General features: G+C 59.7%; 24 protein-coding genes, 4 tRNA genes and 1 pseudogene. 18 read left to right on the plus strand and 11 right to left on the minus strand.

The annotated features are described in order from the left end of the window. Nucleotides 1-105 precede the first annotated feature (105 nt). On the plus strand, nucleotides 106-2,067 hold the full coding sequence (gene dxs / locus FHS06_RS12150; protein ID WP_167049630.1) for a 1-deoxy-D-xylulose-5-phosphate synthase: 1,962 nt from the start codon (nucleotides 106-108) through the stop codon (nucleotides 2,065-2,067). 57 nt (nucleotides 2,068-2,124) lie between these two features. On the opposite strand, the gene FHS06_RS12155 is transcribed toward dxs, so the two are convergent. The 4 genes from FHS06_RS12155 to FHS06_RS12170 form a co-directional block, all read right to left on the minus strand. After that, nucleotides 2,125-4,269, minus strand: a complete 2,145-nt coding sequence (locus tag FHS06_RS12155) for a 3-hydroxyacyl-CoA dehydrogenase NAD-binding domain-containing protein (protein ID WP_167049632.1) — start codon at nucleotides 4,267-4,269, stop codon at nucleotides 2,125-2,127. A gap of 11 nt (nucleotides 4,270-4,280) precedes the next feature. Beyond that, nucleotides 4,281-5,486, minus strand: coding sequence for a thiolase family protein (locus FHS06_RS12160; protein ID WP_167049634.1), 1,206 nt, complete (start codon nucleotides 5,484-5,486; stop codon nucleotides 4,281-4,283). Nucleotides 5,487-5,559: 73 nt separating this feature from the next. Beyond that, entirely contained in the window at nucleotides 5,560-6,756 is a 1,197-nt protein-coding gene (locus FHS06_RS12165) for a ribonuclease D (protein ID WP_167049636.1), read from the minus strand. Beyond that, entirely contained in the window at nucleotides 6,749-7,333 is a 585-nt protein-coding gene (locus FHS06_RS12170; RefSeq protein ID WP_167049638.1) for a DUF3000 domain-containing protein, read from the minus strand. The genes FHS06_RS12165 and FHS06_RS12170 overlap by 8 nt, the downstream gene beginning before the upstream one ends. A 25-nt stretch (nucleotides 7,334-7,358) precedes the next feature. Between FHS06_RS12170 and FHS06_RS12175 the strand changes: the two genes are divergently transcribed. Further along, on the plus strand, nucleotides 7,359-8,582 hold the full coding sequence (locus tag FHS06_RS12175; RefSeq protein ID WP_167049640.1) for an alpha/beta hydrolase family protein: 1,224 nt from the start codon (nucleotides 7,359-7,361) through the stop codon (nucleotides 8,580-8,582). On the opposite strand, the gene FHS06_RS12180 is transcribed toward FHS06_RS12175, so the two are convergent. Genes FHS06_RS12180 through FHS06_RS12190 form a run of 3 tightly spaced genes read right to left on the minus strand, consistent with a single transcriptional unit; the run spans nucleotide 8,551 to nucleotide 10,653 of the window. Beyond that, nucleotides 8,551-9,285 (minus strand): dihydrofolate reductase family protein, encoded by a 735-nt coding sequence (locus FHS06_RS12180; RefSeq protein WP_310734817.1) that lies wholly within the window; start codon nucleotides 9,283-9,285, stop codon nucleotides 8,551-8,553. The genes FHS06_RS12175 and FHS06_RS12180 overlap by 32 nt on opposite strands. A 7-nt stretch (nucleotides 9,286-9,292) precedes the next feature. Continuing rightward, the gene (locus FHS06_RS12185; protein ID WP_167049642.1) at nucleotides 9,293-9,730 is read right to left on the minus strand and encodes a SufE family protein; all 438 of its coding nucleotides are present in this window, start codon (nucleotides 9,728-9,730) and stop codon (nucleotides 9,293-9,295) included. Nucleotides 9,731-9,750: 20 nt separating this feature from the next. Beyond that, entirely contained in the window at nucleotides 9,751-10,653 is a 903-nt protein-coding gene (locus FHS06_RS12190; protein WP_167049644.1) for a sulfurtransferase, read from the minus strand. 138 nt (nucleotides 10,654-10,791) lie between these two features. Here FHS06_RS12190 and zapE point away from each other — a divergent pair, with 138 nt between their 5' ends. From zapE to FHS06_RS12205, 3 genes are all read left to right on the plus strand, one after another. After that, on the plus strand, nucleotides 10,792-11,829 hold the full coding sequence (zapE, locus tag FHS06_RS12195; protein WP_167049646.1) for a cell division protein ZapE: 1,038 nt from the start codon (nucleotides 10,792-10,794) through the stop codon (nucleotides 11,827-11,829). Nucleotides 11,830-12,025: 196 nt separating this feature from the next. Beyond that, the gene (locus FHS06_RS12200) at nucleotides 12,026-13,246 is read left to right on the plus strand and encodes an ammonium transporter (protein WP_167049649.1); all 1,221 of its coding nucleotides are present in this window, start codon (nucleotides 12,026-12,028) and stop codon (nucleotides 13,244-13,246) included. Between the two features lie 85 nt (nucleotides 13,247-13,331). Beyond that, nucleotides 13,332-13,826, plus strand: coding sequence for a type II toxin-antitoxin system PemK/MazF family toxin (locus tag FHS06_RS12205; protein WP_167049651.1), 495 nt, complete (start codon nucleotides 13,332-13,334; stop codon nucleotides 13,824-13,826). Nucleotides 13,827-13,842: 16 nt separating this feature from the next. Here FHS06_RS12205 and FHS06_RS12210 read toward each other — a convergent pair. After that, nucleotides 13,843-14,433, minus strand: a pseudogene (locus FHS06_RS12210) (YoaK family protein). Between the two features lie 108 nt (nucleotides 14,434-14,541). Further along, a tRNA-Val gene (locus FHS06_RS12220) sits at nucleotides 14,542-14,614 on the minus strand. 150 nt (nucleotides 14,615-14,764) lie between these two features. Here FHS06_RS12220 and FHS06_RS12225 point away from each other — a divergent pair. The 3 genes from FHS06_RS12225 to FHS06_RS12235 all read left to right on the plus strand — a co-directional run bounded on the left by FHS06_RS12225 (nucleotide 14,765) and on the right by FHS06_RS12235 (nucleotide 15,072). Then, a tRNA-Gly gene (locus FHS06_RS12225) sits at nucleotides 14,765-14,836 on the plus strand. Between the two features lie 68 nt (nucleotides 14,837-14,904). Then, nucleotides 14,905-14,975 (plus strand) — tRNA-Cys (locus FHS06_RS12230). Between the two features lie 25 nt (nucleotides 14,976-15,000). Further along, nucleotides 15,001-15,072, plus strand: a tRNA-Val gene (locus FHS06_RS12235). 32 nt (nucleotides 15,073-15,104) lie between these two features. Here FHS06_RS12235 and FHS06_RS12240 read toward each other — a convergent pair. After that, nucleotides 15,105-16,301: an SLC13 family permease gene (locus FHS06_RS12240; RefSeq protein WP_243845444.1), complete on the minus strand. Its 1,197-nt coding sequence runs from the start codon at nucleotides 16,299-16,301 to the stop codon at nucleotides 15,105-15,107. A 23-nt stretch (nucleotides 16,302-16,324) separates the two neighbouring features. Here FHS06_RS12240 and thrS point away from each other — a divergent pair, with 23 nt between their 5' ends. Next, nucleotides 16,325-18,337: a threonine--tRNA ligase gene (gene thrS, locus FHS06_RS12245; protein ID WP_167049658.1), complete on the plus strand. Its 2,013-nt coding sequence runs from the start codon at nucleotides 16,325-16,327 to the stop codon at nucleotides 18,335-18,337. Nucleotides 18,338-18,381: 44 nt separating this feature from the next. Further along, nucleotides 18,382-18,888 carry an HIT family protein gene (locus FHS06_RS12250; RefSeq protein WP_167050340.1) on the plus strand — a complete coding sequence of 169 codons (507 nt, stop codon included), beginning with the start codon at nucleotides 18,382-18,384 and terminating at the stop codon, nucleotides 18,886-18,888. Between the two features lie 4 nt (nucleotides 18,889-18,892). On the opposite strand, the gene pdxY is transcribed toward FHS06_RS12250, so the two are convergent. Beyond that, nucleotides 18,893-19,744, minus strand: coding sequence for a pyridoxal kinase PdxY (pdxY, locus tag FHS06_RS12255; RefSeq protein ID WP_167049660.1), 852 nt, complete (start codon nucleotides 19,742-19,744; stop codon nucleotides 18,893-18,895). Between the two features lie 73 nt (nucleotides 19,745-19,817). Between pdxY and pdxS the strand changes: the two genes are divergently transcribed. The 8 genes from pdxS (at nucleotide 19,818) to FHS06_RS12295 (ending at nucleotide 25,519) form a co-directional block, all read left to right on the plus strand. After that, the gene (gene pdxS / locus FHS06_RS12260; RefSeq protein ID WP_167049662.1) at nucleotides 19,818-20,726 is read left to right on the plus strand and encodes a pyridoxal 5'-phosphate synthase lyase subunit PdxS; all 909 of its coding nucleotides are present in this window, start codon (nucleotides 19,818-19,820) and stop codon (nucleotides 20,724-20,726) included. Continuing rightward, on the plus strand, nucleotides 20,716-21,309 hold the full coding sequence (gene pdxT / locus FHS06_RS12265) for a pyridoxal 5'-phosphate synthase glutaminase subunit PdxT (RefSeq protein ID WP_375138702.1): 594 nt from the start codon (nucleotides 20,716-20,718) through the stop codon (nucleotides 21,307-21,309). The genes pdxS and pdxT overlap by 11 nt, the downstream gene beginning before the upstream one ends. A gap of 9 nt (nucleotides 21,310-21,318) precedes the next feature. Further along, nucleotides 21,319-21,879 (plus strand): DUF1697 domain-containing protein, encoded by a 561-nt coding sequence (locus tag FHS06_RS12270; protein WP_167049664.1) that lies wholly within the window; start codon nucleotides 21,319-21,321, stop codon nucleotides 21,877-21,879. 50 nt (nucleotides 21,880-21,929) lie between these two features. After that, the gene (locus FHS06_RS12275; protein WP_167049666.1) at nucleotides 21,930-22,691 is read left to right on the plus strand and encodes a YebC/PmpR family DNA-binding transcriptional regulator; all 762 of its coding nucleotides are present in this window, start codon (nucleotides 21,930-21,932) and stop codon (nucleotides 22,689-22,691) included. Between the two features lie 46 nt (nucleotides 22,692-22,737). After that, nucleotides 22,738-23,301 carry a crossover junction endodeoxyribonuclease RuvC gene (ruvC, locus tag FHS06_RS12280; protein WP_167049668.1) on the plus strand — a complete coding sequence of 188 codons (564 nt, stop codon included), beginning with the start codon at nucleotides 22,738-22,740 and terminating at the stop codon, nucleotides 23,299-23,301. 48 nt (nucleotides 23,302-23,349) lie between these two features. After that, on the plus strand, nucleotides 23,350-23,970 hold the full coding sequence (gene ruvA / locus FHS06_RS12285) for a Holliday junction branch migration protein RuvA (protein WP_167049670.1): 621 nt from the start codon (nucleotides 23,350-23,352) through the stop codon (nucleotides 23,968-23,970). Continuing rightward, nucleotides 23,963-25,003: a Holliday junction branch migration DNA helicase RuvB gene (gene ruvB / locus FHS06_RS12290; protein ID WP_167049672.1), complete on the plus strand. Its 1,041-nt coding sequence runs from the start codon at nucleotides 23,963-23,965 to the stop codon at nucleotides 25,001-25,003. The genes ruvA and ruvB overlap by 8 nt, the downstream gene beginning before the upstream one ends. A 78-nt stretch (nucleotides 25,004-25,081) precedes the next feature. Continuing rightward, nucleotides 25,082-25,519, plus strand: coding sequence for a preprotein translocase subunit YajC (locus tag FHS06_RS12295; protein ID WP_167049674.1), 438 nt, complete (start codon nucleotides 25,082-25,084; stop codon nucleotides 25,517-25,519). The last annotated feature ends 36 nt before the right edge of the window (nucleotides 25,520-25,555 follow it).

Genomic DNA, 25,555 nt, shown 5'->3' on the forward strand with positions numbered 1-25,555 from the left:
AGCGAGCTCGCCTCTTCCCAGCCAGGCACTCCTGCGCGGACTAGACTCGCCAGAAGGCCACAACGCACTATCGGCCATTGGCCGTTAGCAAGCGAAAGGACACGTATGGCGATCCTTCCTCAGATTCGTAGCCCCCGTGATCTGGATCACCTCTCCGAGTCTCAGCTCGTCGCTTTGGCGCAGGAGATTCGCGAATTTCTCGTTGAGAATGTCGCACGAACCGGTGGCCACCTCGGCCCGAACCTTGGTGTTGTCGAACTGACAATCGCGATGCACCGGGTATTCGACTCGCCGAACGATCCGATGATCTTCGACACCGGGCATCAGTCCTACGTGCACAAGATGCTCACTGGGCGACAGGACTTCTCAGATCTCCGCACTCGTGATGGCCTTGCGGGTTACCCACAGCGTTCAGAAAGCATCCACGACGTCGTGGAGTCGTCGCACGCATCAAGCTCGCTGAGCTGGGCTGACGGAATTTCCCGTGCGCTATCTCGCACCGGGAGGCGTGACCGACACGTCATCGCGATGGTCGGTGACGGCGCGCTGACCGGTGGAATGACCTGGGAAGCGCTCAACAACATCTCAGACGACAATGATCGCAATCTGGTCATCATCGTGAATGACAATGGCCGCTCCTACGCGCCCACGATCGGCGGTATGGCCAGATACCTAAACCGCGTGCGAACAGCTGACACCTACCGTGAGCTACGTCACCGCTCTGACACCATGTCGCGACGCCTTGGTCCCGCTGCGCGCGCGCTTTATCGCGGCCTCCGCGGAGGAATGCATGGTTTTCTCTCCCGCTTCACGAACAACGAAGCACTGTATTCGAACCTCGATATCAAATATCTCGGCCCCGTCGACGGTCACGACCTGCCCGTGATGATCGAGACATTGCGTCTCGCAAAAGACTATGGCGCTCCTGTGATTGTGCACGCGATCACCGAAAAGGGCCGCGGTTACGAACCAGCACGAAATGACGAAGCCGATCAGTTCCACGCGGTTGGGCGCATCGATCCCATTACGGGTGAAGCAATCGGGGGTGGCGGCGGTAATTCCTGGACTGATGTGTTTGCCCAGGAACTCCCCGAGATCGCTGCAGAACGCACCGACGTTATCGCGATCACAGCCGCAATGCTTCGTCCAACCGGACTGCAACTTTTCGCGGAAAAGTACCCCGATCGGGTACTTGATGTTGGCATCGCCGAACAACACGCTGTGACGTCAGCGGCGGGTCTGGCATTTGGCGGACTGCATCCTGTCGTTGCCCTCTATGCAACGTTCATCAATCGAGCATTCGATCAAGTCTTGATGGATGTCGCCCTTCACCGCGCCGGCGTCACATTCGTTCTCGATCGCGCTGGCGTGACCGGTCCAGACGGGCCGAGCCATCACGGAATCTGGGATCTCGCGATGCTCCAAATCGTTCCGGGCATCCGCATTGCGGTGCCACGTGATGCTCCGCGGGTGCGTGAGGAACTCCGTGAAGCGTTAGACGTGAGCGATGGCCCGACCGTCATACGTTTCCCCAAGGGCAATGTGGGGGAGGATCTCCCCGCGATTGAACGTCTCGAAGACGGTGTTGATGTCTTGGCTCGCGGCGAAACCCACGATGTCCTCGTCATAGGCATCGGCCCAATGGCACACATCGCGGTCGACGTCGCGACGCGGCTGGAAGCCCAGGGGATTGGGGCCACAGTGGTCGACCCTCGCTGGGTTGTGCCGGTCCAGCAGTCGCTCGTGGATCTCGCAGCACAGCACCGCCTCGTCATAACTATCGAAGACGGCATCCGCGTTGGTGGGATCGGCACTCGCATTCGACAGGTTTTCCGAGAAGCCGGAGTCGACACCGCGGTCGACGAGCTGGGTGTACCCGACGAGTTCATTGCTCACGCCAGTCGCGAGCAGATTCTTGAGGATGCCGGGCTCACCGCTGCGAAGATCGCTCAGGACGTCGTCGCGCAGGTTCTTGGCACTCGCATCCCAATGGCACGTCAATCACGTGACACATCGACGTTGTGGATTACTGACGACGCCAACGACAACGCTAGGGACGACGCGTAGAAAGAAAACGGTGGCGGGCGACAGAAACAACCTCTGTCGCCCGCCACAGCTTTGCGCTTAGGAGCTGAGTCCTACTATCGGCGGATTGTGGAAAGTGCCGGCGAAGACCCGCTCAGATGCTCCCTCTCGGTCAAGATATGGCGACGCGCCACCATCGATGAAAGGCCAACCAGCGCCGAGAATGAGGCACAGGTCGATATCTTCGACCTCGGGCACCACGCTGTCATCGAGCATCATTTTGATCTCTCGCGCAAGTCCATCTTGGACTCGCGCGAGGATTTCCTCTTCTGTCGCAGGCGCTGTTCCGACGTTACCCTTCAACACCTTGTCAGCAGCTTTGGTCCAGCCTGTGACCTTGCCGTTCTTGTCCTTCTCAACGACGCTCTCGAGCGCCGCCAGCTCATGCAGGTTTTCAGATGAGAAGAATCGCTCCGGAAACGCATTAGCCATCGTGTCTTGGACGTGGGCCGCAACTTTCCAGCCGACAAGGTCGATGAGCTGAAACGGTGTCATTGGAAGCCCCAACGGGCCAAAAGCCTTCTCCACAGTCAACAAGGGCGTGCCTTCGTACACCGCTCGCGCGGCCTCGCCCATAACCTTTGCCAGCAACCTGTTGACGACGAATCCGGGAGCGTCTGCGGTTAACACAGCGTTCTTTCCCAGCCCCCTCGCCACCACGAATGCTGTTGAGAGTGCGGCGTCATTCGCTTGTGGGGTGTTGACGATCTCGATCAGGGGCATCACGGCGACTGGGTTGAAAAAGTGAAAGCCGACGAGGCGTTCGGGGTGTTCAAGATGCGCACCGATCTCTTCGACCGAGAGTGACGATGTGTTGGTTGCCAAAATTGCGTCGGGAGCGATGATCTTTTCGATCTCGCCGAAGACTGCCTGTTTGACCCCCACCTCTTCGAACACCGCCTCAATAACGAAATCGCAATCGGCGTACTCGCTCTTGTCTGTGGTGCCGCGAACAAGCGCACGAAGTCGATTGGCCGAGTCGCTGTCGAGACGGCCTTTCGCTTCAAGCTTGGAAATCTCGCCGTGTATCGACTCGACCCCTTTGTCGACGCGCGACTGGTCGAGGTCGGTGATGAGCACCGGCACCTGAAGTTTGCGCACGAACAGGAGCGCGAACTGACTTGCCATGAGTCCAGCACCGATGATTCCGACCTTCGTGACCTTCTTCGCCAAAGACTTATCAGGTGCACCGACCGGACGCTTCGCTCGCTTCTGCACGAGATCGAACGCGTACATGGATGCCGCGAATTGATCTCCCGAGATCAGGTCCGCGAGCGCTTCATCTTCGCGTGAGAATCCGTCCAGAGCGGTGCCGCTCTTCGCACGATCAAGCAGGTCAAGCGCGACGTACGGTGAGCGAGGCACAGTTCCGATGCGGTTTTCGAGCATCGTCCTTGCCATCTTGATAGCAATTGGCCACTTTGTGAGGCGTTCGAGCTTTCCGGGTACGCTCTTGCGCTCGACTTTGGTGGCACCTGTCAAGACTTGATCTGCCCACCTCAGCGAATCTTCGAGATAATTCGCGGCCGGAAAAATCGCGTCCATGATTCCTAGTTCGTACGCCGCAGCAGGTTTCAGAGTCCTATTTTGCTTTAGCGGATTAGAGATCACGACGTCGAGGGCTTTCTCGATTCCGATCAGGTTCGGAAGCAAGTAGGCCCCGCCCCAGCCGGGGATGATTCCAAGAAAAACTTCCGGTAGTGCGATTGCGGCAGCCGACGCGTCGACAGTGCGGTACGTCGCGTGCAGTGCGATTTCAAGACCACCACCGAGCGCGAGTCCATTCACAAAGACGAACGAGGGCACGTCAAGGGAGCTAAGTTTCGAGAGCACCTGATGCCCACGCTGGGCAACCAGGCGTGCGTTCTCTTTCGATCCGACGCGTGAAATGTCGCTCAGGTCGGCACCAGCGGCAAGTATGTACTGTTTGCCGGTGATTGCAACGGCGTCGATTTCACCAGCGGCAGCCCTTGTCTCGAGCGTCTCGAGAGTTGCTTTGAGTTCAGCCAGAGTTGCGGGACCGAGAGTGTTGGGACGCGTGTGATCGCGACCGTTGTCGAGAGTGATGAGCGCAAGCTTCCGGCCAGATGCGAGCGTTATGTCGCGGCTCACAGAATGGGTTACGACTTCGCCCTCAGTGAGTGCGTCGAGCGGCGTGAAGTCAATATCTTCATAGGTCGTCATGGCGTCGCTACTCACTTCTTCTTTTTGCCGTCAAAGAACGGGTTTTCCCAGATAACTGAGCCACCCTGGCCAAGACCCACGCACATTGCAGTGAGGCCGTACCGAACATCAGGTCGTTCGGCAAACTGGGCAGCAAGCTGAATCATGAGTCGCACACCAGATGCCGCGAGCGGATGCCCCACCGCAATCGCGCCGCCCCACTGGTTGACGCGCGGGTCGTCATCGGCGACGCCGAAGTGGTCGAGGAAGGAGATGACCTGCACGGCGAATGCTTCATTGAGTTCGAACAACCCAATGTCGGAAATTGCGAGCCCTGCCTTCTTGAGGGCCTTCTCGGTCGAAGGAATCGGGCCGATGCCCATGATCTCTGGTTGCACTCCCGCGAAAGCGAATGAGACAAGCTTCATCTTGGGCGTGAGCGACAGCTCTTTCACCGCCTGGCCGCCAGCGAGGAGACCCATTGTGGCACCGTCAGTGAGTGGAGACGCGGTGCCCGCGGTCACACGACCATGCGGACGAAACGGAGTCTTCAAGGTTGCGAGTCCGGCCATTGTCGTCTCCGGCCGTCGCCCCTCATCCTCGGCGGCAAGGCCCCAAGCACCATTCACGTCTTTCGTGGCGACAGAAACGAGATCGGGCTGGATCTTTCCAGCGTCGTACGCGGCTTGTGCCTTCTGTTGACTCAGCATTCCGAAAGTATCGGTGCGCTCTTTCGTCAGGTGGGGAAAGCGGTCGTGAATGCGCTCCGCAGTGACGCCCATGTTGAGCGCTCCAGGGTCGACCATGCGCTCTGAGACAAAGCGAGGATTCGGGTCGGCGTTCGCTCCGATTGGATGGCGACCCATGTGCTCGACGCCACCGGCCAGCGCTATGTCATACATGCCGATTCCGATGGATCCCGCCATTGTCGTCACGCTCGTCATGGCGCCTGCGCACATACGGTCGATCGCAAACCCCGGAACCGTCATCGGAAGTCCCGCGAGAATCGCGGCTGATCGTCCGAGAGTCAGCCCCTGGTCGCCAGTCTGACTCGTCGCAGCGATCGCTACGTCATCCACCCGCTCCGATGGAACGCCTGGATTTCTCTCCATCACCCCGATGATCGTCTTGACAACAAGGTCATCTGCCCGGGTGTTCCAGTACATGCCCTTCTCGCCGGCGCGTCCGAACGGGGTTCTCATACCATCGACGAAAAAGACGTCTGCAATGTGGGCCACTCTGCCTCCAACTTTCGGGAATTACCTCAGCCTAAAGAGCGGGCGTGACCCCAAAGAATCGCTTGGGTTGAACCTACGAAGAGTTCTCCGCAGTCGTCTCAACCGTTTGCACGGAATCCACAAAGGCTGAGGCGATCACCTGTGCAGTGTGCGCAATCTGCCACCGACGTGCGTGAGCCGCAAGGAGGGCCTCCGCAATGGACCCCTCGTCTATCGGCTCGGGTGGCGACCATGCGAGACGGCGGAGCGTGTCAGGAGTAAGCAGGTTCTCCGTAGGCATTCCGAGCGCCTCAGCGATTTCTTCCACACGAGGTCGAGCGGTCTTCAACCGGGCATCCGCAGCGGGGTTTCGGTCGATCCATGCCCGAGGAGGCGGCAGCGTGTCACTCTGAATGCGTTCTGGAGGAAGCACCTCGGTGGCCCGTCCCCGCTCGATCGCCTCCCACCAGCGGTCAAGTTGAGTACGACTCGCGCGGCCCGTGAAATCCTTCAATGCACCGAGCTCCCGCTTGGTTTTTGGATTTGCCCGGATTGCCGCAACGAGCGAACGGTCTGGAACCAAGCGGCCCGGTGAGACATCTTCCGCACGTGCGAAGTCTTCTCGGGCGGACCAAAGCTCCTTCGCCACAGCGAGCGACTGGCGCCCACGCACGGTGTGGAGGCCGCTCAGGCGACGCCATGGATCTTCTCGCGGCGGTTTTGGCAGACGCTCGAGAACAGCTGCAAACTCTTCTGCGGCGATTTCTGTCTTGTGTTGTTCTTGCAGTTCCTCCACCAGCGCGTCGCGCACATCGATCAGATGCGCGACATCCAGGGCGGCGTATTCCAACCAGCTTTGAGGGAGTGGTCGCGTAGACCAGTCCGCAGCTGAGTGCGCTTTCGCCAGCGAAATTCCGAGGGTGGATTCGACGACCGCTCCAAGACCAACGCGTTCATGTCCGAGAAGACGAGCGGCCAGCTCGGTGTCAAAAATCGTGACAGGGGATAGATCGAGCTCCCTCAGCGAGGGTAGGTCCTGGCTCGCTGCATGCAAGACCCACTCGACTTCTCCGATTGCCGCTTGGAGCGCAGAAAAGTCTCCGATCGGCGGCGGGTCAAAAAGGAAGAGTCCGGCCCCTCGCCGGAAAACCTGAACGAGGTAGGCGCGCTGGGAGTACCGAAAACCAGACGCCCGTTCGACGTCAACCGCGACAGGCCCATGCCCCCTGGCCAATGACTCCGCTGCCGTTGCAAAATCCTCTTGGCGATCAATGACCTGATATTCAGTCATCCTGTCGCGCTCCTGCACTAATCACCTGGATTCCTTCCGAGCCGGGCGGAAGCCCAGCAAGCATACAAACAAGTTCTGCCCATGCCTCTACATGCACGGCAAGTGAACCAGCCGGCGTCCAGGACGCGCGCAGTTCTATTTGCGCTCCGTCACCCGCATCGGCAAGGTGCCCAAAACCCTTAGACAGAGTTTTTGTTGCTGTGCCTGATGCCGATCGATACTCAGCTCCGCGAGAATTGAGAGCATCGACCAGCCACGACCATGCCACATCTGTGACGAGCGGATCGATCCCGATATCAGCTTCGAGCGGAGCCTGGGCAAAACACACCACTCGCCAAGAACCCTCCCACGCTTCTGGAGAGTCTGGATCGTGGAGCAAGATGAAGCGCCCAGTTCCGTACGGAGAATCTTCGGCGTGTTCTTCGGGCCGCACATCCCCGGCAAGAGCCAGTGCGAATGGTGCGAGACCGGCTGGCGCCGGGATTTCTCGCACGACGAAGTCGTCGCGAAAGCTAATTTCTCGGATTTCAGCTTCGGCGCGCTCGAATGTCGCAGAGAGAAGACGGGGGTCGGCCACGGCGACAGACTAGGATGAACCGACGATGATGCCTTCCAGGCGCGCCGGGTCGCGCACCGCCTCTCCCGCCCTTAAAACCAGTCTTAAGACCGCTCTTGTTGTTCTGAGCGCATCTTTCACCCTCGTGTTGAGTGCACTCGGGCTCGTGTCTGCGCGCGTCGCTCGGCTTGTGGTGACACCTGCGGCGCGACGAGCTGATCTTAAGATCCTCGCTCTCGACACGAGCGCTCAAACGATTACTGTCTCGCGAACGCCGGACACTGCACTCCCTGGTCGGTACGGGCTGTTCACCGTCGGTACCGAGCAATACGTGAAAATCGGCACAGTGCTTGCCGAGGACGAGAAGACTGTCACCAGAAAGCTGCTGACCCATATTGGCGCGCACGCCCGACTTGCTCCGGATGCGGCCTTCAGCGGTTGGTATTTCGATCGTCCTGAGCAACTTCACTTGCCCTACGTCTCTGAACTCATCGGCTCGGCCGTCGGGCCGTGCCCAGCGTGGCTGTTTCCATCCCCCGAACCGTCTGACACCTGGTGCATTCAGGTACACGGCCGCGGCACGACTCGCGCGGAGTGTCTGCGGGCTGTTCCGCTCTTTCACGCCCAGGGGATTAACACCCTCGTCGTGTCGTACCGAAACGACGGTGAGGCACCGAGAAGCCGCACTGGTACATACGCGCTTGGTGCCACCGAGTGGCGAGACGTCGATGCGGCAGTCGGCTTCGCGCGGCGTCGTGGTGCGCAGCGAATCATTCTGATGGGGTGGTCCATGGGAGGCGCCATTGCGCTCCAGCTTGCTCTCACCTCAGCCCATCGTGACCGTATTTCCGGAATCATTCTCGATTCGCCGGTTATCGACTGGCGTGTGGTTTTGAACTACCAGGCGGCGCAACTGGGTCTGCCGCGGGTTGTACGTGACCTCGCGATCGAAACTCTCAGCTCCGAGTGGGGAACCGTCATCACTCGCACCGGTGCTCCGATTCCGTTTGATCGGCTCGATGTGGTTTCACGTGCAGATCAGCTGCAGCATCCTGTGTTGATTCTTCACAGCGATGATGACGGATTTGTTCCCTCGGATGCTTCACACGACCTTGCGTCAGCGCGGCCCGATCTGGTCGAGATGAATGTGTTCGACACTGCGCGCCATACCAAGCTGTGGAACTACGATCCTGAACGTTGGGAAAAGACAATTCGCTCGTGGGTGCAGACTCACGCTGTTACGACACCACACGAAGGCGAAGGTAGCTAAAACCCGCACTGTCGGCCAGATGGCCAGCGATCTCAGTGCGAAGACGAGTTGTCGCGTCGATGGCCAAGAACGGCGCGACGACTGGTTCGACTACCGGAGCGACTGTGATGCAGTATTCGTCGATCACTCCAGCTTGCACAAACTGAGAAGCCAACGACGGGCCGCCTTCACAGACAACGCGGTGAAGCGCACGATCCGCGAGCGCTTGGATGATGTCTTTCGGGGCGAGCCTGCCATGTGCATCGCTTTCCACCGCGGCAATCTCGACGGGATGCGTTCCGAACTGGTGACGTATCGCTTCGGCTCGCTCGGTTGGACACACGATCAATACCTGCCCGAGCAAGGTGTCGTCATCCAGGCTCAGCTGATGTCCGCTCAGGTCACCGGATGAGGTCACCACGGCAAGCTGGGCGGTTCGGGGGACGATGTACCCCTCTGCCCGCACGCTCTGTGCACCAACCACCACCACATCGGCCTCACCTCTCACGACGCCCAGGATCATTCGGTCCACGGCATTCGTGAGTGTGTCGCTCGTGCCATCTGCGCCTGCGGCGGATCCCGTCAGGCTCGTGATCATGTTGAGGCGGACGTACGAGGTTTCTGATCGGGCGTACTGGCGTGTGACGAGTTCTCGACACTCGGATGCATCAAGGTCCACATCTACGGCTGCGCTGTGTTCAGTCGCTATTTGAGTGAGACGCACGGCTACTTCACATCATCGCTTTAGCGCGCACCTGGCGCTTTGCCCGAAGCAGCATGCCTGTCATTCCCGATATCCGGAGCGGCGACACCACACGCGTCAGCCCGATCGACTGGGGAAAGTCATCGGGCACGGCGAGAACTTCGGCTGCGGTGAGACCGGAGAGGCCCTGAGCCAGGATGCTCGCGAAGCCCCGTGTTGTCGGAGCTTCCTCAGGGGCGGTGGCATGCATAGTTACGACGTCGCCCTCTAGCTCGATCGCGATGAAGACGGGCGATTGGCATTCAGCGACACGCTCGTAAAGCTCGGGGTGATCCGCGTACTCGGGCGGCGCTTCCGGAAGTTCCTGTGAGAATTCGAGCAGGAGTTGCAATCGCTCGGGTTCAGGCAGGTCGAGAAAGTCATCGCGAATCTCAGCGAGCGACTCTGGAAGCTCGTCTTCAGTCATCCTGACATCCTTCCATTGCGTCACAGAGCGTTGGGAATTTCACCGGGCTCAGTACCGACCGCAATGGGCACGCGCACGGCGCTACCCCATTCAGTCCATGAGCCGTCGTAGTTACGAACGTTCGCCAGGCCAAGCAGATGGGCGAGAACAAACCACGTGTGGCTCGACCGCTCACCGATACGGCAGTAGGCGACTACGGCATCGTCGGACGCGATGCCGGTCTCGCTGAGGTAGATCTCTTCGAGCGTGGCTCGATCTTTGAAGCGGCCGTCCTCGGCGACCGCGCGAGCCCAGGGAACGCTCCGTGCTGTCGGAATGTGCCCAGCGCGCAGTGCCCCTTCTTCGGGGTACGCGGGCGCAGAAGTCCGCTCTCCGCTGTATTCCTCTGGCGAGCGAACGTCGATCAGGGGCGAACCGAGGTGAGCGAGCACGTCGTCTTTGTACGCACGCAGCACGCTGTCGTCGCGGACCACGACGGGGTAGTCGGTAGTTTCGCGCACGCTGCGTTCGGTTGTGAAGGGGCGCTTCTCTCGAACCCAAGCATCGCGTCCGCCATCGAGCAAGCGCACGTCTTCGTGTCCAAAGAGAGAGAAAACCCACAGTGCGTACGCAGCCCACCAGTTGTTCTTATCCCCGTAGATCACGATCGTGTCGTCGCGCTTAATTCCCTTGCGCGAGAGCAAGTCAGCGAAGCCGTCACCGTCGAGATAGTCCCGCACGACAGGATCGTTCAGCTCGGTGTGCCAATCGACCTTTACGGCACCGGGGATATGACCGGTCTCATAAAGCAGAACATCTTCGTCTGACTCGACCACGACAAGACCCGGTGTCTGAAGTCGTTCTTCGAGCCACTCGGTGGACACGAGTCGCTCGCCGTGGGCAAAACCGGAAAATGCGGGGGAGTTGTCGAACTCAACGGTCACAGGTACTCCTTGAATCATCGGGTGGGTGGCAAAAGTTTGTAGTCGTACGACGGCCTAGGCTTGTACCGCCTCCTCGACTCTATGTACCACTGGCGCGGAGTGCACCTCGTTTCCCTCCCAGCGACACAGGATGCCTGTATGAGTTCGCCCACACCCACAGTCGGCCGCATGCGTCTCACCGACCGACTTCCGGAGCTTTCGGGCGCTGAGATGTTGGCGACACTTGTTCCGCCTCCGCAGTTTGATGGTGCGACATTCGATACCTACCGAGTCGATGCTGACTTCCCTTCGCAACAAGACGCGAAGGATTTGCTGATTGCTTTCAGCGGCGGCGGTGCCCCGACGAAAGCGCGCGGCGGCCTTTTTCGACGCGCGCCCAAGCGGCCGGACGTTAAACCCGGTGTGTACCTTGATGGCGGATTCGGCGTCGGAAAGACTCACCTTCTTGCAGCGATCTACCACGCAATGCCTGCGCGTCGAAAATATCTCGGATCCTTCATCGAGTACACAGCGCTCGTGGGCGCGACGGGCTATAAGAACACTGTCGAACTCTTCCGCGGCGCTGACCTTCTGTGTATTGACGAGTTCGAGCTTGATGATCCAGGCGACACGATGGTGATGACCCGGCTTCTGGGCGAGCTTGTGGCATCCGGGACAAAACTTGCAGCAACATCGAACACTCCACCCAACGCTTTGGGCGAGGGACGCTTTGCGGCTCAGGACTTCTTGCGCGAGATTCACGCAATGGCCGAAAACTTCGACACCATTCGGATCGACGGTGTCGACTTTCGTCAGCGAACGCTCGACGGACACGCGCTCGCGCTGACCGCTGATGAGTACGATTCAGCGCTTTCGGATGCCGCCGGCAACGGGGTCGTCTCTGACGACGTTTTCGCCGATCTCATCGCGCACCTCGCTCGCGTGCACCCGTCGCGCTACATCCGTTTGATAGACGAAATCAATGTGATCGGACTTCGAGACGTCACTGAGCTCACTGATCAGTCCGCCGCCCTCAGATTCGTCGCGTTCATCGACCGCGCCTACGACGCGCAGATTCCGCTTCGTGCCACAGGGCTCAGCTTGGATCACGTATTTAGCGAAGAGATGCGCGCCGGTGGATATCGGAAGAAGTACCTGCGTGCAATCTCACGACTGATCGCGCTCACGCATAGCTGAGAGCAACTAAAGAGCGAGTTCGAGGCGCTCTGAAACACGATGTTTACACAGGACGCCACCGCGTTACCTCCTGGAAACACTTCTCGCATCCGACCGGAATTCGCTTTCGCGAAACTAGGGCTCGCCCGACGCACCGCGACCCGACGTGCGGCCGCTATGGGCCAAAGTTACAAAACACACATGGATGAGGAATCTCATGGATAGCGGAAATCTCGCCTGGTCCGTCGCTGCGACGGCGCTGGTGCTCTTCATGACGCCCGGTGTGGCCTTCTTCTACGGAGGTCTGGTCAAAGCAAAGAGCGTCATCAGCATGATGATGATGAGCTTCGGAGCTTTGGGGCTCGTCAGCGTTTTGTGGATCCTTTACGGATTCAACATGAGCGCTGTCGAGAGCACTTGGGCGTTTGCAGGCAACCCCTTCTCAGACTTCGGTCTGACTAACCTCGACGACAACGGCTTGGTCGGTGCCACGTTCGGCGCGACCTTCGCCATCATCACCGTCGCGCTGATTTCTGGCGCAATCGCTGACCGCGCAAAGTTCGGTGCGTGGATGATCTTCGCCGGCATCTGGTCGACGGTCGTCTACTTCCCGGTAGCCGCTTGGGTCTGGGGCGGTGGCTGGATTATGGGTCTCGGAGAGACCTTCGGCTTCTCAACCAGCGTTATTGACTACGCCGGTGGTACGGCGGTTCACATCAACGCTGGTGCTGCGGCACTCGCGCTTGCTCTGGTCCTCGGAAAGCGCATTGGCTTCCAAAAGGGCATCCAGAAGCCTCACAACGTGCCGCTCGTCATGCTCGGTGCAGCAATCCTGTGGTTCGGTTGGTTCGGCTTCAACGCCGGCGCCGAGGGTACCTTCGGCCTTCTCGGCACGGAAGACTCCTCGGTTGGTCTCATCATCGTCAACACGCTGGGTGCAACTGCTGCAGCCATCATCGGTTGGTTGATCGTTGAGAAGCTGAAAGACGGCAAAGCGACGTCGGTTGGCGCTGCGTCCGGTGCTGTTGCCGGTCTGGTTGCCATCACGCCCGCGTGTGCAAACCTTGCGCCCGGTTGGGCACTGCTGCTCGGTGTTCTCACCGGTGCCGTCTGTGCTCTCGCTGTTGAACTCAAGTGGAAGCTTGGCTACGACGACTCGCTCGACGTTGTGGGTATCCACCTCGTCGGTGGAATCATCGGAACCGTCTACCTCGGATTCTTCGCGACCGAGACCGGCCTGTTCCTCGGTGGCGGTGCAGAGCAGTTGATCCTCCAGGTCATCGCCGCTCTCGGCGTGCTGATCTACTCGTTCGTTGTTGCCTTCATCATTGGCTTCGCGATCGACAAGACGATCGGTTTCCGCATCAAGAACGAAGACGAGCTTGCTGGCGTCGACACTTCTGTGCACGGCGAAGAGGGTTACGCCCTCGCAGAGTAATTCTCGCGTCTGACAAAAAGTCAGAACGAAGGGGCGTCGCGGTTATCCGCGGCGCCCCTTTTCCTTGCGCCGGTAACATTTCGCCATGGCTGTCTTTGCAAAGATCACGATTGCTCTGCGCAGTCTCCTGGCGCCGCGCCGAACGAAAGCTACCGATGGTGGCACGCATACGCTCACGCGCGAGGTAGACCCGAAGACAATTCGGGGGATACGCGTCGCATATTCGCCCGATGCCAATGGGCGAGCGGATGCCGGAGAAATTGTGTGGACGTGGGTTCCCTACGCCGAAAACGATGGGCGCGGTAAAGATCGACCCGTGCTTGTTATCGCTCGAGAGAGTGCAGACCGCGTCTACGCGGTGAAACTCACAAGCCGTTCCCATATCGGTGATCGCGACTACCAACCGATCGGTTCCGGCTCGTGGGACAGCCAACGCAGGCCCTCGTGGGTGGACCTCGATCAGCTCTACAGCGTGCACAACGACGGCCTGAGGCGGGAGGCATCCGCTCTGGACACTCAGCGCTTCGCTGCCGTCGCAGAAACGCTGCGGCGTCGGTATGGCTGGGCGATCGACGCTTGAGGCGCTAGAAGCGCTATCAGGCCGCGCGTTTGGATGGGACAGCGTAGATGGTGGCCAGCACGAGCACTATCGCCCAGAGCGCGCCCTTTTGGATAGCCGCATAACTCAGCGCGCCTAGTGCTGCTCCCACCGCGATCGATGCCCACATGACGAAATGACGCACCCACACGGTGCGGCTGCCGCCCCTGGCTGCCGCGACGAGACCTTGACCAAGCTTGACGAGAGCGCCCGTCATATAGGTGACGCCAAAAGAAATCTCGCCGTCTCGAGTAAACACGGTGTTGAGCGCGCCCATCGCAAGAGCCAGCAGGATGCCCGAAAGCCAACGGGAATCGAACGTGGCGGAGGTCGCCGCAAAGGCGACTATCAGGACGACGAAGCCGAGAATTCGTTTTTGGTCACGGACGTGGCCACGGAGAATGAGCGTTCCCGCCATTGCGCCAGCGACGCACGCACCAATCAGCGCGAATGCGACTCCAGCGGCTCACCACGAGCTGCCGGCGAGATCGACGCTCGCTCGGGTGGTGTTACCGCTCATGAACGACACAAAATAGCCGCCGAGGTAGACAAACGCGAAGCCGTCTACGTATCCAGCGCACAGCGACAAGAGGAGGCTGAGATCAGGCTTCTTCCGCTGAGCTGCCTAACCACGACGTGTCAATTCCATAGCCTCGCTGAACGATGCAAATGCTGCCGGAATTTCAAGAGCGAACTGTGGGCGATACCGGACTCGAACCGATGACCTCTTCCGTGTGAAGGAAGCGCGCTACCAACTGCGCCAATCGCCCTTTAGGCCCTGAGGACCAGTTAATTATCTTAGCGGATACCGGTAGCTGGCATCGAATTACACGGGTGTGACACGCGCGGACGGCGCGGGTTTTGCGTTGGCGGAAACGTCGGCTAAAGTCGTTCAAGCGCCGGGAGAGATTCCGGAGCATGCGGATGTAGCGCAGTGGTAGCGCATAACCTTGCCAAGGTTAGGGTCGCGAGTTCGAATCTCGTCATCCGCTCGAGTGCTGGGGATCGCCACACGGAGAAATTCGAAAGACGATCACTACACGTGGGTCGAACCACATATGGTGGCGTGGCCGAGCGGCTAGGCACCGGCCTGCAAAGCCGTTTACACGGGTTCGAATCCCGTCGCCACCTCGTACACAACTTAATAGCCTTTTAGGCGCGATTGGCGCAGCGGTAGCGCGCTTCCCTGACACGGAAGAGGTCACTGGTTCGATCCCAGTATCGCGCACAAACAGAAACCCCCGAGAAATCGGGGGTTTCTTACGTTGTGGCGAAGAGCACCAGGGTAGACGCTGCCACTGTCAGCGGCACCACCACCAGGCCAGTCAGTACGAATGAACGCCACGTGATCTTCACGTCCATCGCGGTAAGCCGTTGGTACCAAAGCAGGGTGGCAAGAGACGCCCAGGGCGTGATGAGCGGCCCCGCGTTGACGCCAATGAGAAGCGCACCGACCCGCGGTGCACTGGTGGCGACAGGCTCGATCGCGAGGTAAGCGGGCAGGTTGTCGATCAGATTTGCAGTGGCTGCTGACACGAACGACAACCGCAGAAGATCAAGAAGACTCTCACCTTCGCCTGCGATCGCCGCGACGATCTGCGAGGAACCCACAGCTTCTACCGCAGCTGTGACGAGAAAGAGTCCAGATGCAAAGATCAGAAGCGACCAGGGCACCAGCCTTAAGCGGACATCACGTGGACGACGCCACAGAAACAACAGCGTCAAAACCACCGCAGCTATGGCTGCGGGGACCCACGGGCTGCTCGCCACAACGAGAAACGGCAGCAGCGCCACGACCACAACTGCTGTCAGTCGGAAGAGCAAGATGTCGGCCGGCTGAGTTGCGTGCATCGGCGCGAAATCCCCAGCAAGCGATCGCCGGTATTTCACTCCAAGTACCGAGGCACTCACCACGATCGCAGCAAGGGATGCCGCTCCCATCAGCGTGAGGAACGGCACATCATCCAGCCGGTCCAAGAGGTCCGCTGCGAGAAGGTTCGTCAGGTTTGACACCGGCAGCGTCAACGACGCTGTGTTGGCAATGACAACGGTCGCCATCGCGAACGGCAGCACCGGCAGCCCGTTCGATCGGGCGAGCACGACCACAATCGGTGTCAACAAGACCGCCGTTGTGTCGAGTGACAAGAATGCCGTTGCTACGACGCCAAACACCACGACGAGAACCCACAACACCCAGATACGACCACGGGAGACGCGGGCAAGGACCGCTGCGACCGCATCAAAGATGCCCGCGCAAGCGCTGAGTTCGGCCACGATCGTAATTGCGGCGACGAAACCAAGAATCGGCAGCACGCGGTCCGCCACCACCGCAACGTCTGCGGGCAGGAGCAAGCCGCTCAGCATGGCCGCAAATCCGGCAGCGAGCAGGAGCACTCCAACAGCGGTGAGTTTCACGGCATCCATCATGTGCCCTTGGCGCGCGATAGGATTTCCCATCGAGCGACTTACAGGAGATTTCCTTGACCGACCCCGCTGTGCCCGCAGATATCGTTTATCCCACCGACGGTTTCACCCTCTTCCCTGATCGCAACGTTGTTGCCATTCGCATCGATGGGGAACTGAAAGACCTCGCGACGACGATTGACGCGCAAGACAACGCCGAGGCAGTCACGATCGACAGTCCAGAAGGTCTCAGCATCCTGCGCCATTCCGCAGCCCACGTGCTCGCGCAGGCGGTACAGCGGATCAATCCCCAAGCAAATCTTGGAATTGGCCCGCCCGTCACCGACGGTTTTTACTACGACTTCGGCGTCGACAACGCCTTCACCCCCGAAGACATCAAGGCCATCGACAAAGAGATGCAGCGAATCGTGCGCGAAGGCCAGCACTTCGTTCGCCGGGTCGTCACTGATGACGAGGCCCGCGCAGAACTCGGGGCAGAGCCTTTCAAGCTAGAGCTAATCGGACTGAAGGGCGGCAAGAAAGAAGCCGCCGAAGGCGCATCTGTTGAAGTCGGCGCCGGTGAGCTCACGATTTACGACAACGTCAACCCGAAGACACGGGAAACAATCTGGAAAGACCTCTGCCGCGGACCGCACGTTCCGAGCACGCGGATGCTTGGCAACGGTTGGGCACTCACACGTATCGCCGGCGCGTACTGGCGGGGTAGCGAAAAGAACCCACAGCTCCAGCGCATCTACGGCACCGCGTGGCCCTCGAAAGACGAGCTGCGGGCCTACCAGGAGCGCCTCGCGGAAGCCGCCAAGCGCGACCACCGGAAGCTCGGCAAAGAGCTCGATCTGTTCTCGTTTCCCGATGAGATCGGATCCGGTCTTTCCGTCTGGCACCCGAAAGGCGGCATAGTTCGCCAAGAGATGGAGCAGCACGCGCTCCACCGTCATCGCGCTGCTGGGTACACCTACGTGTACACCCCCCACATCGCAAAAGAGGATCTCTTCTTGCAGTCGAATCACCTCGTGACATACCGCGAAGGGATGTTCCCTCCGATCCGCATGGACGAGGAGCGGGACGAAGCCGGCGAAATCACCAAGGCTGGCCACGATTACTATCTGAAGCCGATGAACTGCCCCATGCACATTCTGATCTTCAAAGAACGTGCTCGCAGTTATCGCGACCTTCCGATGCGACTCGCCGAGAACGGCACGGTCTATCGCAACGAGCTCTCAGGAGCCCTCCACGGCCTCACACGCGTGCGCGGGTTCACTCAAGACGACTCACACCTGTTCGTGCGGCCTGACCAGCTCGAAGAGGAGACCGCGCGGGTTCTCGACTTCGTGATTTCGATGCTGCGCGACTTCGGTCTGAGCGATTTCGAGCTCGAGTTGTCGATGCGCGACGACGAGAAGTCGAAGTGGATCGGAACTGACGAGTTCTGGGAAGACTCCACAAACGCGCTCCGCAAGGTAGCAAAGGCCAGCGGTCTGAAACTCACTGAAGTTCCGGGTGAAGCTGCGTTCTACGGGCCCAAGATTGATCTGAAGACGAAGGACGCCATCGGCCGCACCTGGCAGCTTTCCACAGTGCAGGTTGACCCCAACCTGCCGGAACGCTTCGAACTCGAGTACACCGATCGTGACGGCCAGAAGAAACGCCCCATCATGATCCACCGCGCACTGTTCGGATCGATTGAGCGCTTCTTCGCGATTTTGCTCGAGCACTATGCCGGGGCGTTCCCGGTGTGGCTGAGCCCGGTGCAGGTAATGGGAATTCCCGTTGCCGACGAATTCGGCGACTACCTGAGCGACATCGTCGGTCGCTTGCAGATCGAAGGCGTCCGCGCTGAGGTCGACCACAGCGACGACCGGATGCAGAAGAAGATTCGCACCCATACGACGCAGAAAGTACCGCTGCAGTTGATCGCGGGGGAGCAGGATCGCGCTGCGGGCACTGTCTCGTTCCGTTTCCGCGATGGCACCCAGACGAATGGGGTGCCGGTCGACGAAGCGATTTCGCGAATCCGTGCGGCAATCGACGAAAAGATCCTCGTCAATACTGCTGAGGATTTTGCGTGACGACGGAATCTTCACACGACGTGCCAGTCGTGTCGTCTGCCGACATGGCAGGCGTTCCCGACGAATTTCAACGGCTGTGGACGCCCCACCGGATGGTCTACATTCAAGCCGGTGCCCAAGCAATGCGCGACGAGTGTCCGTTCTGTGCGGCGCCGGGGAAGACCGACGAAGAGGGACTCATTGTTCGTCGCGGTCGCACCGCATATGTGCTTTTGAATCTTTTCCCCTACAACTCCGGCCACCTTTTGGTTTGTCCCTATCGTCACGTAGCCACGTACGACCAGGCAACGCCGGAGGAGACCGCTGAGATTGCCTTGCTCACTCAGCAGGGAATGCGCGCGCTGCGGCAAGTGTCGCGGTCTGACGGCTTCAACATCGGAATGAATCAGGGGCAGATCGCAGGTGCTGGCGTAGACGAGCATCTGCACCAGCACATCGTGCCCCGATGGGCCTCAGACGCAAACTTCTTCCCGATTATCGCGAAGACCAAGGCCCTCCCGCAGCTTCTCGGCGACGTAAGAAACGCCGTTGCAACTGCATGGGAAAGCTAAATCGTCACCGCACCTGGCGTACTGAGAACTGCATGCGCGGATGAGCATATACCTCTTGCGATTCGATAAGTTGCAACTCGCGCTCACCCGATAGGTGCGTGCGTTCGAGCAGGTCGTAGACGCTTGACGTCGTACGAGCGAGCGCATCCGCGGCGTCACCTGACGCCCGGTAGCGGGCAGTGAAGAGCGCCGCCGTTACGTCGCCGGAACCGTTTGCTTTTATCGGAAGCAGCGGGGTCTCAACGATCCATGCGCCACGATCATCGACAGCGAGCATTTCGATCGACGCCGGATCACGATCGGGACGCTCGACGCTCGTGACCAACACCGTTTTGGGTCCGATCGCACGCGCCGCATCGACCGAAGCGAGCGTTTCTTCCAGTGTCTTGGGTTCCGTGCCGGTGAGGTATCCGAGCTCGAACTGGTTTGGAGTGATGATGTCGGCAACCGGAACAACACGCTCTCGCAGCAACTGCGGAATGGACGGGGCCACGAAGCATCCTGATTTTGCGTTTCCCATGACGGGGTCGCACGCATAGATCGCGTTCGGGTTTGCGGCCTTCACCCGGGCGACCGCATCGACGATGACATCGCCGATGCCCTCTCCGCCCTGATAACCCGACAGGACAACGTCGATCTGTGAGAGCACGCCGCGCTCTTCGATGCCGGTGATGACATCGCGCACATCGTCGGGGGAGATCAACGGCCCCCGCCAGGAACCGTAGCCGGTGTGGTTCGAGAAGTTAACGGTGTAGACCGGCAACACCTCGACGCCGATTCGCTGCAGCGGGAAGACCGCGGCAGAATTTCCCACGTGACCGTATGCGACTGCGGACTGAATCGAGAGGATCTTCATCGCTCGATCTTCGCATTTCTCTCCGCGTCGTGCGCGGTCGCCCCGTGCCCTTGCATCGGAATAGAATCTGACTATGACGGACAGCACGCCCCAGGGTGAAGCACAGCACGGATCACGACGCGTGAAGCGCGGCCTCGCAGAGATGCTCAAGGGCGGCGTCATCATGGACGTCGTCACAGCAGAGCAGGCAAAGATCGCAGAGGATGCCGGTGCGGTTGCAGTGATGGCGCTGGAGCGCGTACCCGCCGATATTCGGGCACAGGGTGGCGTCGCCCGCATGAGCGACCCAGACCTGATCGACGAGATCATCGCGACGGTATCGATCCCGGTGATGGCCAAAGCACGTATTGGCCACTTCGTCGAAGCTCAGATTTTGCAGCAGCTCGGTGTCGACTACATCGACGAATCCGAAGTGCTCTCACCAGCTGACTATGTGAACCACATCGACAAGTGGGGCTACACGGTGCCGTTCGTGTGCGGTGCGACCAACCTCGGTGAGGCCCTTCGTCGCATCAACGAGGGCGCGGCAATGATCCGATCCAAGGGTGAAGCAGGCACCGGTGATGTTTCTGAGGCCACCAAACACATCCGCAAGATCACAAGCGAAATCAACACACTGCGGTCGATGACGAAGAACGAGCTTTACGTCGCGGCCAAGGATCTCCAGGCGCCCTATGAGCTGGTCGCGGAGATCGCTGAAACCGGAAAGCTTCCCGTTGTGCTCTTCACCGCCGGTGGGGTCGCGACACCAGCTGACGCTGCGATGATGATGCAGCTCGGCGCCGATGGTGTCTTCGTTGGCTCAGGCATCTTCAAATCCGGAAATCCAGCCGAGCGCGCTGCGTCCATCGTGAAGGCAACGACCTTCTTTGACGATGCTGCCGTGGTTACCGAAGCCTCGCGTGGTCTCGGCGAGGCGATGGTCGGCATCAACGTCACTGATCTAGCGGCGCCTCACCGCCTCGCTGAGCGTGGCTGGTAAGCCCCACGTCGGCGTTCTCGCGCTGCAAGGCGATGTTCGTGAACACGCGCACGTCCTGACGCGTCTCGGCGCCGACGTCACACTTGTGCGGCGTCCAGCAGAGCTGGCTCTCGTCTCAGGGCTTGTGCTGCCCGGTGGGGAATCGAGCGTGATTGACAAGCTTTCGCGGTCATTCGGTATGCAAGATCCGATCAAGACCGCGATTGCAGCGGGCATGCCAATGTACGGGACGTGCGCCGGTCTCATCCTTCTTGCCGATCGAATCGTCGATGGAATTTCTGGACAGCAGACCTTCGGTGGACTCGATGTGACAGTGCGACGAAATGCATTCGGCACTCAAGCTGATTCCTTCGAAACCGACGTCGCCGTGCCCGCTCTTGGCGAGACACCGGTGCACGCGGTTTTCATTCGTGCGCCGATCGTCGATGAAGTAGGGGCCCTTGCGGAGTCACTAGCGTCACTTGACGACGGACGAATTGTCGCTGTGAGTCAAGGACCTCTGATGGGAACATCGTTTCACCCCGAGGTCACGGGGGAGTACCGCTTTCATGAGCGCTTTCTCGATGTCGTGCGCTCGGCCTAACCTCGACCCATGACTTTATGGGTTGCGTTGCTACGCGGCGTAAACGTCGGCGGAGTGACGGTCAAAAACAACGATCTGGTCGACGTTTTCGGCGCGTTGGGTTTCTCGCCCGTTCGAGCTATTCTCGCGAGCGGGAACGTGGTGTTCGAGACTATGGATGCCACGGCTGATCGCGAGACTCTCGCGCAAAAGATCGAAGGCGCTCTACGCGCCCGTTTCTCTTACGACGCCCGAGTTCATCTGCGAAACGCCCATGAACTGGGTGAAGCGCTGACTTCCTTCCCTTTCGATGCGAGCGACACTTCTCGCCAGCCGTACATAGTTTTTTGCTTGGACGGTTCGACAGTCGAAGAGCTCACGACCTCCGTCACGCCACCCGAAGATCCAGCTGAGAGCGTGACCGCGGGCCGAAACGCGATCTACTGGTGGCCTGTCAAAGGGCGATCAACCGATACGCCATTCGCCAAGACACTTACGAGAGCGGTATACAAGGCGCGCACGACAACCAGAAACGTGAGAACTGTTGAGCGCATCCTCGCAGCGATGCATCAGAGCGGGCCCACTACCTGAACTAGAATTGTCTGTGGCCTTTCCGGCCAAAGAACACGAGCGGGGGTCTTATGTCCGGGCATTCCAAGTGGGCAACAACCAAACACAAGAAGGCGGTCATTGACGGACGCCGCGCGAAGTCGTTTGCGAAGCTCATCAAGAACATCGAAGTCGCCGCCAAACTTGGTGGAGCAGACCTCACGGGTAACCCCACACTCTACGACGCTATTCAAAAAGCGAAGAAGACCTCGGTTCCCAATGACAACATCGACCGTGCTGTCAAGCGCGGAGCCGGAATTTCTGGCGAATCGATCGAGTACCTCACCATCATTTACGAGGGCTACGGGCCCAACGGCGTCGCCCTGATGATCGAGTGCCTCACCGACAATAAGAATCGTGCTGCGGCCGAGGTGCGCACAACGCTGTCTCGAAACGGCGGCACGCTCGCTGATCCAGGCTCCGTCGCGTACAACTTTGCGCGCAAGGGTGTCATCGTCGTCTCAGGCGAAGGTACGACCGAGGATGACGTCATGCTCGCCGCCCTCGAAGCTGGCGCTGAGGAAGTCGAGCCGCACGCCCAGGGCTTCGAAGTGATTACCGATGCATCTGATCTGGTGAGCGTAAGAGCTGCGCTGCAGGCAGCTGGACTTGATTACGAATCGGCTGACGTGGAGTTTGTGCCGAGCCTCAAGGTCGAGGTTGATGCTGACACCGCGCGCAAGGTTTTCCGCCTGATCGATGCGCTCGAAGACAGCGACGACGTGCAGAATATCTTCAGCAATTTCGACCTCACTCCCGAAGTTCAGGCAGAGCTCGAGAACGACGAAGAGTAGGGCGCGCCTGGAAGTCTGTCGTTCGAAGTCGACGTAGCTTAGAGAAATGGTTGGCCCTTTGCGCGTGCTCGGTATCGACCCCGGACTCACCCGCTGCGGGGTCGGGATCGTGGATGTCGCGAGCAATAGGTCCGCCACTCTTGTGCATGTCGGCGTGATTCGTTCGGCGGCGAATGCGCCAATTGAAAAGCGTCTCGCGACGATAGCGGCGGGAATTCGAGCAGCAATCGCTGAGCACCATCCGCATGTGGTTGCGGTGGAACGGGTTTTTTCGCAACAGAACCGCAGCACCGTAATGGGCACGGCGCAAGCATCGGGAATCGCACTGTTGGTCGCGGCTGAGAATGATTTGCCTGCTGCGACACACACGCCGACCGAGGTCAAGGCAGCGGTGACCGGCTACGGCGCCGCAGACAAGCTTCAGGTGCAAACGATGGTCGCCCGCATTCTGCGTCTTGATGCGCTCCCGCAGCCCGCGGATGCGGCAGATGCCCTCGCACTCGCGCTCTGCCATGCATGGCGGTCGGGGCCGCGCGCAACGTCAACAGGCGGCAGCCTCACTCCCGCGCAAAAAGCGTGGGCGGATGCTGAGCGGCTGACCCGACGCTAACGCGTGTCGCTCGAACAAATGTTCGCTAAACATCCATAGAGTGACCACATGATCGCTTCCCTCCACGGCACTGTCGTGCATGTTGAAGATGACGCTCTCGTCATCGACGTAGGTGGTGTCGGTTACGCAGTTGCCGCGAGCCCGGGACTGACTCGCGCTGCCGTTGTCGGCACGGACATTTTCGTCCACACGATGATGATTGTTCGCGAAGACTCGTTGTCTCTTTTCGCATTCGACGATCGCGACGAGCTGAAAGCATTTTCACTGCTTCTCGGAGTGTCAGGGGTTGGGCCCAAGTCAGCTCTTGGTGTGCTCTCGCATCTCACAGTGCCGCAGATTGCTCAGGCGATCGAGGCCGACGACGACGCAGCGTTCCGCCGCGTGTCGGGTATCGGCCCGAAGACGGCCAAGCTGATTGTGGTTCAGCTCGCGGGCAAGCTTGTGGCCCCGACAACGGTCACAGGGCAGTCTGTGACAGCGAAGACTGATGTGTCAGCGCAAGTCATCGCCGCTCTCGTGGGCTTGGGTTGGTCGGAGAGAGTTGCTGACGAAGCTGTCTCCCGCGTCGTGAACTTCGACGCCGCAGCGACATCCAGTACTGTCTCTTCGCTCTTGCGTACAACTCTCGCGCAGCTGGGCCCGGCACGTAAGGAGATGGCCGATGGGTGATCTGACTGACGCCGCTGAGCCCGCAGACGACAACGAACTTGCCATCGAGGGCGCTTTGCGCCCGGCAGCTCTCGCGGAGTTCATCGGTCAGCAAAAAGTTCGAGGGCAGCTTCAACTGCTCCTCGAGGCGGCACGGATTCAGCAGCGCCCGGCAGACCACATCCTCTTGGCGGGCCCGCCGGGCCTCGGTAAGACCACGCTCGCCATGATCGTGGCTCACGAAAGTCAGCGACCTCTCCGGATGTCGAGCGGGCCAGCCATTCAGCACGCTGGTGACCTCGCCGCGTTACTTTCAAGCCTCACACCGGGTGAGGTGCTCTTTATCGATGAAATCCACCGCATGGCCCGCGCCGCAGAAGAAATGCTGTACCTCGCGATGGAAGACTTTCGGATCGACATCATGGTGGGTAAGGGCGCCGGTGCCACCAGCATCCCTCTCGACCTCGCGCCTTTCACCCTCGTGGGCGCAACCACACGTTCGGGAATGTTGCCCAACCCGCTTCGGGATCGTTTCGGTTTCACCGGCCATCTCGAGTTCTACGAAGCTTCGGAACTCGAAGAAGTTGTTGCACGGTCAGCCACCATGCTGGAAATAGATCTCCCCACGAGTGCGCGTGCTGAGATCGCGCGCCGATCGCGCGGCACGCCCCGCATTGCCAACCGCTTGCTGCGCCGGGTGCGCGACTATCTGGTTGTACACGGCCATGACGGCGGCCGCGATGGCACGGTCGATGTTGCTCTCGTGGATGCCGCGCTCGATCTCTACGATGTCGACTCCATCGGGCTCGATCGCCTCGACCGCGCCGTGCTCGACATGGTCGTACGACGCTTTCGTGGGGGGCCAGTAGGACTCAATACGCTTGCGGTCGCTGTTGGAGAAGAATCCGACACGATTGAATCTGTCGTTGAGCCATATCTCGTTCGAATTGGGTTCCTCGGACGATCACCGCGCGGTCGAATAGCTATGCCGGAGGCTTACGCCCACCTGGGCGTAAGCCATCCGGATGGGGCAGTGACAATCGATGACCTATAATCACTGAAGGCTTTCGCCCGAATCCCCTCACTTGTCATCGCCCCGCGATGCGCCTGATCCGAAAGGCCCATTTCCTCCATGGATTTCGCGTCATTCTTTGCCAACTACGGTCTGATCATTCTGCTGGTCGTTCTCCTCGTCTTCATGTTTTGGAGTTCGCGCCGTCGCATGCAGAAGCAGAAGCTCGAGCAAGAAGCGAAGGCACGTGAGACCGTTCCCGGCTCTGAGGTGCTTTTGCAGGGCGGCGTTTACGGCACGATCGTGGAGTACGACGCAGAGAACCTTGATGAGCCGGCTCACGTCGAGATTGCTCCCGGCACGATCATTCGCGTGCACAGCCAGGCAATTCTTCGCGTAGTGAACCCTGTAACCGGCATCGTCACCGAAGACGAGTTCATCGATGCAGAGGCATCCGAAGAGGGATACATCGAAGGCGTTGCTGACGGCGAGATCACCTCGATCAGCGACGACCAGAAGCGTGCCAGCGCAGAGAAGAAAGATAACCCCGAGGTCTGAGTCGGGCTTCCACCCTTCTTTCTCGAGAAAGCTGAA

This window comes from Microbacterium halimionae (assembly GCF_011761265.1).
GTDB lineage: Bacteria > Actinomycetota > Actinomycetes > Actinomycetales > Microbacteriaceae > Microbacterium > Microbacterium halimionae.